General features: G+C 61.0%; 13 protein-coding genes. 6 read left to right on the top strand and 7 right to left on the bottom strand.

Annotated features, from left to right (window positions below):
- Positions 1 to 12: 12 nt before the first annotated feature.
- Positions 13 to 150 (bottom strand): hypothetical protein, encoded by a 138-nt coding sequence (locus tag AB4Z51_RS06290; RefSeq protein ID WP_014495463.1) that lies wholly within the window; start codon positions 148 to 150, stop codon positions 13 to 15.
- A gap of 346 nt (positions 151 to 496) precedes the next feature.
- On the opposite strand from AB4Z51_RS06290, the gene AB4Z51_RS06285 reads away from it, so the two are divergent.
- Positions 497 to 724, top strand: coding sequence for a hypothetical protein (locus AB4Z51_RS06285; RefSeq protein ID WP_135213554.1), 228 nt, complete (start codon positions 497 to 499; stop codon positions 722 to 724).
- Between the two features lie 295 nt (positions 725 to 1,019).
- Here the strand turns inward: AB4Z51_RS06285 and AB4Z51_RS06280 are convergent, their stop codons facing one another.
- Both AB4Z51_RS06280 and AB4Z51_RS06275 read right to left on the bottom strand, forming a co-directional pair.
- Positions 1,020 to 1,196, bottom strand: a complete 177-nt coding sequence (locus AB4Z51_RS06280; RefSeq protein WP_084795141.1) for a DUF2934 domain-containing protein — start codon at positions 1,194 to 1,196, stop codon at positions 1,020 to 1,022.
- A gap of 128 nt (positions 1,197 to 1,324) precedes the next feature.
- Complete coding sequence (locus AB4Z51_RS06275; protein ID WP_007591377.1) at positions 1,325 to 1,621, bottom strand: HU family DNA-binding protein; 297 nt, start codon at positions 1,619 to 1,621, stop codon at positions 1,325 to 1,327.
- A 350-nt stretch (positions 1,622 to 1,971) separates the two neighbouring features.
- Between AB4Z51_RS06275 and AB4Z51_RS06270 the strand changes: the two genes are divergently transcribed.
- The 3 genes from AB4Z51_RS06270 (at position 1,972) to AB4Z51_RS06260 (ending at position 3,202) form a co-directional block, all read left to right on the top strand.
- Entirely contained in the window at positions 1,972 to 2,466 is a 495-nt protein-coding gene (locus AB4Z51_RS06270; RefSeq protein WP_135213553.1) for a hypothetical protein, read from the top strand.
- A gap of 164 nt (positions 2,467 to 2,630) precedes the next feature.
- The gene (locus tag AB4Z51_RS06265) at positions 2,631 to 2,933 is read left to right on the top strand and encodes a hypothetical protein (RefSeq protein WP_028150997.1); all 303 of its coding nucleotides are present in this window, start codon (positions 2,631 to 2,633) and stop codon (positions 2,931 to 2,933) included.
- A gap of 92 nt (positions 2,934 to 3,025) precedes the next feature.
- A complete protein-coding gene (locus tag AB4Z51_RS06260) occupies positions 3,026 to 3,202 on the top strand; it encodes a hypothetical protein (protein ID WP_014495468.1) in 177 nt (58 codons plus the stop codon).
- A gap of 466 nt (positions 3,203 to 3,668) precedes the next feature.
- Here AB4Z51_RS06260 and AB4Z51_RS06255 read toward each other — a convergent pair whose 3' ends face one another.
- Both AB4Z51_RS06255 and AB4Z51_RS06250 read right to left on the bottom strand, forming a co-directional pair.
- Complete coding sequence (locus AB4Z51_RS06255; protein ID WP_135213552.1) at positions 3,669 to 3,947, bottom strand: hypothetical protein; 279 nt, start codon at positions 3,945 to 3,947, stop codon at positions 3,669 to 3,671.
- Positions 3,947 to 4,147, bottom strand: coding sequence for a hypothetical protein (locus AB4Z51_RS06250; protein WP_135213551.1), 201 nt, complete (start codon positions 4,145 to 4,147; stop codon positions 3,947 to 3,949). Before AB4Z51_RS06250 ends, AB4Z51_RS06255 begins: the two co-directional genes overlap by 1 nt.
- A 243-nt stretch (positions 4,148 to 4,390) precedes the next feature.
- Here AB4Z51_RS06250 and AB4Z51_RS06245 point away from each other — a divergent pair, with 243 nt between their 5' ends.
- Positions 4,391 to 4,576 (top strand): hypothetical protein, encoded by a 186-nt coding sequence (locus AB4Z51_RS06245; protein WP_028151001.1) that lies wholly within the window; start codon positions 4,391 to 4,393, stop codon positions 4,574 to 4,576.
- 362 nt (positions 4,577 to 4,938) lie between these two features.
- Here the strand turns inward: AB4Z51_RS06245 and AB4Z51_RS06240 are convergent, their stop codons facing one another.
- Together AB4Z51_RS06240 and AB4Z51_RS06235 are read right to left on the bottom strand one after the other, a co-directional pair.
- On the bottom strand, positions 4,939 to 5,652 hold the full coding sequence (locus AB4Z51_RS06240) for a hypothetical protein (protein WP_441497168.1): 714 nt from the start codon (positions 5,650 to 5,652) through the stop codon (positions 4,939 to 4,941).
- Positions 5,653 to 5,657: 5 nt separating this feature from the next.
- Positions 5,658 to 5,864, bottom strand: coding sequence for a hypothetical protein (locus tag AB4Z51_RS06235; RefSeq protein WP_028151003.1), 207 nt, complete (start codon positions 5,862 to 5,864; stop codon positions 5,658 to 5,660).
- Between the two features lie 302 nt (positions 5,865 to 6,166).
- Here AB4Z51_RS06235 and AB4Z51_RS06230 point away from each other — a divergent pair, with 302 nt between their 5' ends.
- Entirely contained in the window at positions 6,167 to 6,619 is a 453-nt protein-coding gene (locus AB4Z51_RS06230; protein ID WP_014495478.1) for a VOC family protein, read from the top strand.
- Positions 6,620 to 6,624 lie beyond the last annotated feature (5 nt).

The following is a 6,624-nucleotide window of genomic DNA, read 5'->3' as shown; positions in this document are numbered from 1 at the left end:
CGCCGGCGCGCCTCACGCCGCTCGCTTGGCGTTGGCCTTCTCGGAAAAACATTCGAGGATCTGGATGCGGAGCTCTTCGGCGGCCGGCCCCTCGACTTTCCTCAGCTGATTCCAGAGCCTGATCACTTCGCGCTGTTTCTCGATGGTCATGAGTCACCTCCAACGTGATGACCAACTAGAACAAAATGAGAACAAAAAGTCCAGCCCCTCGCGCGCGATTTCCCACGCACATCGCCTCAAGCCTTGCGGCCGCAGCGCGGCCCGCTGAAAAGCTGGGGATTTCCGCGCCCGGCCACTGGCAGCGCCGCCTGACGAACATGCTCCGTCGCCACGGCGGGTTGCTTTTTGGATTTTCAACCTTAAGTTCGAGGTCGCTGGCGGCCAGGCGCTGAAATCCCATCGCCGCCGGCCAAGAGAGCCCCGTGCGCAAGCGCGGGGTTTTTCTTTTGGGAACGCGCCGTCGTCCTCCCCGTTAGCCATTCCGGAGCGAGGGACCGTGACCAGGAAATTTTACGCCGTCGAAGTGGTTCGTCAGATCGAGGAGACCGTGGAGATCATGGTCGAGGCCCCCGACGAGACCGCGGCGCACGATGCGGCGCTTGCGCACCTCAAGGCGCGCGGCTCCGAATATCAGTGGCTCAATCCCAAATGTGAATTCATCGTCTGGCGCGAGCGCCAGATCGATCCGCCGGCGATCATCGATGTGTCGGTGTCGACGGAGTAGCCGCCGGAACGAATGTCCCCGCCCCGCGTTATCAGGCCGAATTCAGTGGTGCTGGCGGCTGTGCGACGCGGCCGTCCAGCTTTGAGAAGCCCCGGTCCCCAACGCCGGGGTTTTTCTTTGCGGTGCGCTCTTACAACAAGGCAGCGAATAACAAAGCAGCCACACGGGCGTTACACCGGGTGGCTGCTTTGACGACTGTCAGCTTCGCGCAAGATTCCGTCGCCGTCACCTCAACCGCCGAACGCCGGACAACGTTCCGGCGCCTCGCAAATTTCCGTGCGGCCTTTGTTGACCGTCAGACCGGCAAATTGTCGTTCAGCCCCGGCGGGACTTCGCCTTGCGCGGCCCGCTCGGCGAGGAGCAACTTTTCGGCCTCATACCAGAAGGTGTCCATTCTCCCCGCGGGCTCGCCGGCTTCCCGCCAGAGATGATAGGCGCGGTCCCGGATCTGTTCCTCGCTCAGACTGGCCATGTGACGTCTCCCTTTGGGAAGCAAAGCGTGACGATGCCCGAGAGTTCCTTGTCCGTGTCTGACACACCAGCCGGCGGTCGTTGCGGCGCTCCGAGAGAGGGAGCCGCCGTGACGACGTCGCGGGCCCCTTAGACGGAGTCCTTGGCCACCTTCAGCGGCGAGGCCTTCACCGACTTGCTCGCCGGCTTCGCCGCGAACTGCATCGGCTCCTTGGTGAAGGGATTGACGCCCATGCGGGCTTCGGTCGCCGGCTTGTTCACGACCGACATCTTGACGAAGCCGGGAATGACGAACTCGCCGGACTCGTTGAGCTCCTTGTAGCCGACCGTTGCCATGTACTCGATGACCGACTTCACGTCGTTCTTCGACAGCTGCGTGCCCTCGGCAATTGCATCAATCAATTGAGTTTTCGTCATCTTCGCCATGTCTGAATTCCTTTTGTGCGGGTGAGCAAATCCTGCTCAGGACGCGGCTGAACCACGCAAGTGTGATGCCGATTCACGCCGGAGGTCATGAAGTCACGGGGCTTAGAACCCATTGAGGCCCAAAACACAAGCATGGCTTCGGCAGGGGTTCCACCCTGTCCCGCGAAAGTGTCGCAGCATGTGCCGCGCTGGCTTTGAACCATTCTGCGGCTGGCGCGTCTAACTAATTGAAGTCCCCAAGCTTCACCCCCATCAGAGAGCCCCGCTTCCCCCAGGCGGGGCTTTCGCTTTTGGAGGCCTGGTGGAGCGCGCCGGCTGTTATATGGTCGGGTGTTTCTCGTGAGGGGCTGATGAAGATTGCCATTGTTGTCGCCGGCCTGATCGTCGTTGCGGTCGCCGCCCTGGTCGCCATCCAGCCGGAGTTCTTGAAGCCTGCGTCTCTGGCACAGGTCAAGAAATCCGACATCTTCGGCTTTTCGCCCGGGATGACATTCGAGGAGACCAACAAGCTCGTCACGCAACGTCACTATCGCTGCCGACAGGGTCGCGGTTCGTACATCCTCGAATGCGAAATCAACGGCGCCAAAGTCACGGTCTATAATGACGACGTCGACGCCAGCCACCCCATCCGGCGCGTCAATGCCGCGTTGAACAATCCGGGGCCGCAGGACGCGGCCGTCAAGTCGATCTCCGACCAGTTCAACGCCCAACCGACCAGGGACGCTCGCGAGGGATGGACGTGGATCGTCGGCCGTGGGCTCAAGCTGAGCTACGACGGCAGCGCCTTGAAGCTCGTGGACGAGGCCGGGGATAACAGGCTTCGCAAGGACGAAGCCAAGCGCTAGGGCGCGCTGCGCTGAAATGAGCGGACCGTCACCGCAATCCGGTTATCCCCAGCCAACGCGTCACCTCGTCGTGAAACCTGCGGTCCGGCACGCCTTGTTGAGACTTCGGTAACCTAACCCATCCACTCTCCCCGCCAGTATCGTTGCGTTGGAGTAAACCCACAGTGCTGAATTTTGACGAGCTGCGTGAACTCGCGGCTGATGTTCGCGTGTTTGTTGACATCGCCGAAGACAAGGCCGAAGCGCTCAAGGCCGTCATCGCGGCCTACGACGTGGTGCTGGCGATCTTCCCCTCGCAGGAAGGCATGGGCCTCCACGTCATCAAGGGCAAAGAGATCCTGGACAGAATTGCCAATTCGCGGACCCATGCGATCTACAGCCACACGGCGATCGCGGTTCCCGACCTCGAGCATGCGCAGATGCTCAAATATCTGACGGCACCTGTCGAACGGCGGATCGCTGCGTAGCGGCTCACGGCAAGCGCATCCTCACGATGACCCGCGGATAGGAACGGTTGGCTCTCCCGCACATTGACCCATCTCCAGATGAGGAGATTGCAATGAGCGTTGAAGGTAAAGCCAAGGAAGCCGCCGGCTACGTCAAGGAAGAGCTGTACGAGCACGGCAAGTCGCCCGAGAGCCAGAAGAAGGCTCAGGAGGGTCGCGACCTCAGGAACGAAGGCCGCGTCGAAGACGGCAAGCCGCCGAAGACGACGAAGCCCGGCACCGGTCACTAGACCGACTTTTCGAAACCCGCCCCTGGCCATGTCAGGGGCGGCTTTTCATGTGCGCTCGTGCCCCGGACGCAGCGCTCGCGGCGATGCGAAGCATGGTCCAACAGCGACGAACACGCTGCGGCTACGTCCCATCTCGCATGTCCCTGGTCGCGAAGTGACATCCAAACGCCACCAGGACCAGAGCAAACGTCGAGCCGAGCAGAATTCGCAGGGTCGATCCCATCTCCTGGCTCACATACCGGACATCGTGCCGGTGGCTGTAACGCTCAGGATGTGCGGCATCAGGCGCCTAGGGAGAACTCGTCAAAAGCAAAAGCCACGCGACGGTCCCGCAAATCGCCGCAACCCTCGCAATCCTTCCGAGCCTTTGAAGCCAGCGCTTCATGCCGCCCTCATGATGGCGTGGATTTCCGCTGCGCCTTTGTCCAGATCAGCCTTCATAAGCTCCAGGAGCTCGCCGCGCCTCTCAAGCCTTCGGCTTGCCCAGCAGCCTGAGAGCGCTGAGAACGATGAGAATGGCGAAGGCACCGAGAGCGTAGGTGAGTGCATTCACGACCCAGGATATGGCGATGCCTGCGAAGCTGGAGCCTCCGACCGCTCCCCAGAACAAATACGCTGCGGTGATGCCAGGCCACTCCAGCGAAAGAAAAGCGAAGTCGGTCAGCGGCTCGATGGCGAGGAGCACCGACGAGATGATCGCCCCGATGGCCAATGCGATGATGAGGTTTGCCTTCACGGAGAGCATCAAAACCCCAGCAGCCCGGCGATGACCGGAATCAGGAAATAGGCGGCGAGCCCGAGAAGGCCGCCCACGACAAGGCGTGCAGCGCGGCCGTGAATCTTCGTATCGAGCCACGCACAAACGGTCACCGCAGCCCGTCTCAGCCAGTCACCGACGAGGATTCTGACGAGATCAAACAGGAGTTCTGCAAAGAAAGCGGCCATGGCGTTTAGTCGCCCTACCTCTGGCGGGGTTCAACTGCCGAGAGTTTGATCATTGCCGGCGCCGGTTCGATAGGTTGCTGGCGAGGTCGCTGCTCGACACTCGTAAACAGCCCTCATCGCCGAGGAACGCGCTAATCGGGGGCGGATTGGTTTTCCGTCACCGTGAGTGATGCCGATGCGGATTGACGAAAAGCCCGCCGCAAGGCGGGTTCTCTTTTGAGAGAATTCCCTGCATAGTGCGGCATGGCCAAAGCAAAAGTGACCTTCAAAACCGTCCGCCTCTCAGACAGCGACTGGAAGATACTGGCGGACTACCCCGACCACGAACAGCGCGAAATCACCGGATTCGCCAGCAAGGCAGATGCCGACGACTGGATCAACGGCGATCGCAAGATCGCATGGCTCCGTTCCCAGGGTTACGCCAAGTGAGCTAGCCAAGTGACGTAGCTGTCGCGCGCACGTCGCGATCCCCCTTTTTGATGTTGCAGCCGCATCGTGTCATGTCCTCGCGCGGACAGACGGTCACGCATGCGCGGCTCACGCCTTGCGTTAGGACCCGCTAGCGTCCCCTGCAACCAAAAGGAGTAAATTCAACCGTCGCCAATCAAGGGGAGATCGTCATATTGCCGGACCAGATCCCCTGGGGCCCGGTCGACGCGCGTGGCGCAAGTGCCATTGGCTTGCTTTCGCCGAAGGTGGTGGAGAAGCTGGGGTATATGATGGGGCTGGTGCGGGAGCGAGCGTGACTCGTTCGCATCCGTCGCGAAGCGCAAACGCTGCTCGCAGCCACTTCAATTCGAAGTGGTCTTGCGGCCGCGCATGGACACAAGCTTGTCCCCACCAAATCCGAGAATGAGCCAAGCGGTCTCATCGAAACCGTCTGCGAGCTTTCCCTCGTGAGAATACACGATCTGAGCAGCTTCCGACTTCGACGGCGGTCCCAACGCCGTGATTACCTCCTGACGCGACATACCTAAATGCAGCTTGCTGTCGAGGACGACGGGCGAGAACTTTTCCGGGATGATGGCGCAATCGGCCGAGGCCCCGGCGTCTTTCTCGGTGAGCTCTTCAACGATCTCCGTGACGAGATGGTCCGGGCCGCCCATCTCTCCGCTGGACACCACCCATAATCGATGCTGCGCGCGCCGATAACACAGCCAATAGATGCTATCTCCAGCGTCGCCTTGGTGTCGGATGGTCCCTTCGCCCACGGCTTCGCGAACCGCGCCGAGCCGCGTCTCTTCGAAGCGGCCGGCGAATGCGCCTAGCGAAAAGCGGGTCGCCAATCTCTTCACGACTGTCGGCGGCACGCGCTCGAACGCATGTTCGTCGACTGGGGGCGGCGGTGTCTGCGCGGAGCAGTCGTCCGCGGGGATCGCGAAAAGGAGAAGGAGCAAGAAGAGCGTCTTTCGACCATCAACTCCGAATTGCCTATATATTTCTCGCCTCAGCAGGGCGCGCCTAGACGTCGAGAGTGCGGGCATCAGTTTCTGGGTGTCGGACACGTCAGTCACCCCAGCTTCCCTTCATTGATCTTGTGCGCAACCTCGCCAACAGAGCTGCCAACGATGACGGCGGTCACGATTGGCCAAAAACCCGCCACCATGACGATAGCGCCCCAACGCATGTCTTCGCCGGGCCGTCTGTAGCCATCGTTGATGCCGCCGAGGATCAACCAGATCAGGCAGCCAATTGCATATCGCTTGAACCATTTCACGGCGAAATACCTTCCAGATATGGGCATTAGTGACCGTGACATTGAGGATGGTTCATCGGCAGGACCGGGCTTGCTCATTGACGAGATGCGCTGAATTCCGCTGACAGCGCATTGAACTCATCTGCGTGTCCCGACTGACGCTACGGCTTGTCCGTCCATGCTGAGTTGGCTGACCGCACCCACCGTCTCTTCCTCACGCACATGTGCCTGCGCCCCCTGCCCCTCCTCCCACTTTCCTGCTATCTCCTGTCCCCGCCGTTCCGGCCCAAACCAAAACACCTCCGTATCAGGGAGCAACAACCATGCGATACCTTCACACCATGCTGCGCGTGCGCAATCTCGATGTCGCGCTGAAGTTTTACCAGGATGCGCTGGGCTTGAAGGAGGTGCGGCGGATCGAGAATGACAAGGGGCGCTTCACGCTCGTCTTCCTGTGCTCGGCGGACGATCTCGAGGCGCTGAAGAAGCAGCCGCAAACACGCGGCGCGCCGCTGGTCGAGCTCACTTACAATTGGGACGAGGAGAAGTATGGCGAGGATCGCTTCTTCGGCCATCTCGCCTATGAGGTCGACGACATCTACGCAACCTGCGCGCAGCTGATGAAGGCCGGCGTCACCATCAACCGGCCGCCGCGCGACGGCAACATGGCCTTCGTCCGCTCGCCAGACCTGCACTCGATCGAGTTGCTGCAGAAGGGCGAGCCGAAGGCGCCGGCCGAGCCCTGGTCGTCGATGCCGAATACCGGCCACTGGTAGGGCCG

Origin of the sequence: Bradyrhizobium sp. 2TAF36 (genome assembly GCF_052114925.1) — a bacterium.
Lineage (GTDB): Bacteria > Pseudomonadota > Alphaproteobacteria > Rhizobiales > Xanthobacteraceae > Bradyrhizobium > Bradyrhizobium barranii.
Note: the sequence above shows the minus strand (reverse complement) of the source record. Positions and strands in the feature narration are given on the sequence as shown.

Bases quoted from the DNA above. Each gene is read 5' to 3' on its own strand.
- AB4Z51_RS06290 (WP_014495463.1), bottom strand. From the start codon at position 150: ATGACCATCGAGAAACAGCGCGAAGTGATCAGGCTCTGGAATCAGCTG.
- AB4Z51_RS06280 (WP_084795141.1), bottom strand. From the start codon at position 1,196: ATGGCCAGTCTGAGCGAGGAACAGATCCGGGACCGCGCCTATCATCTC.
- AB4Z51_RS06275 (WP_007591377.1), bottom strand. From the start codon at position 1,621: ATGGCGAAGATGACGAAAACTCAATTGATTGATGCAATTGCCGAGGGC.
- AB4Z51_RS06270 (WP_135213553.1), top strand. From the start codon at position 1,972: ATGAAGATTGCCATTGTTGTCGCCGGCCTGATCGTCGTTGCGGTCGCC.
- AB4Z51_RS06260 (WP_014495468.1), top strand. From the start codon at position 3,026: ATGAGCGTTGAAGGTAAAGCCAAGGAAGCCGCCGGCTACGTCAAGGAA.
- AB4Z51_RS06255 (WP_135213552.1), bottom strand. From the start codon at position 3,947: ATGCTCTCCGTGAAGGCAAACCTCATCATCGCATTGGCCATCGGGGCG.
- AB4Z51_RS06250 (WP_135213551.1), bottom strand. From the start codon at position 4,147: ATGGCCGCTTTCTTTGCAGAACTCCTGTTTGATCTCGTCAGAATCCTC.
- AB4Z51_RS06245 (WP_028151001.1), top strand. From the start codon at position 4,391: ATGGCCAAAGCAAAAGTGACCTTCAAAACCGTCCGCCTCTCAGACAGC.
- AB4Z51_RS06230 (WP_014495478.1), top strand. From the start codon at position 6,167: ATGCGATACCTTCACACCATGCTGCGCGTGCGCAATCTCGATGTCGCG.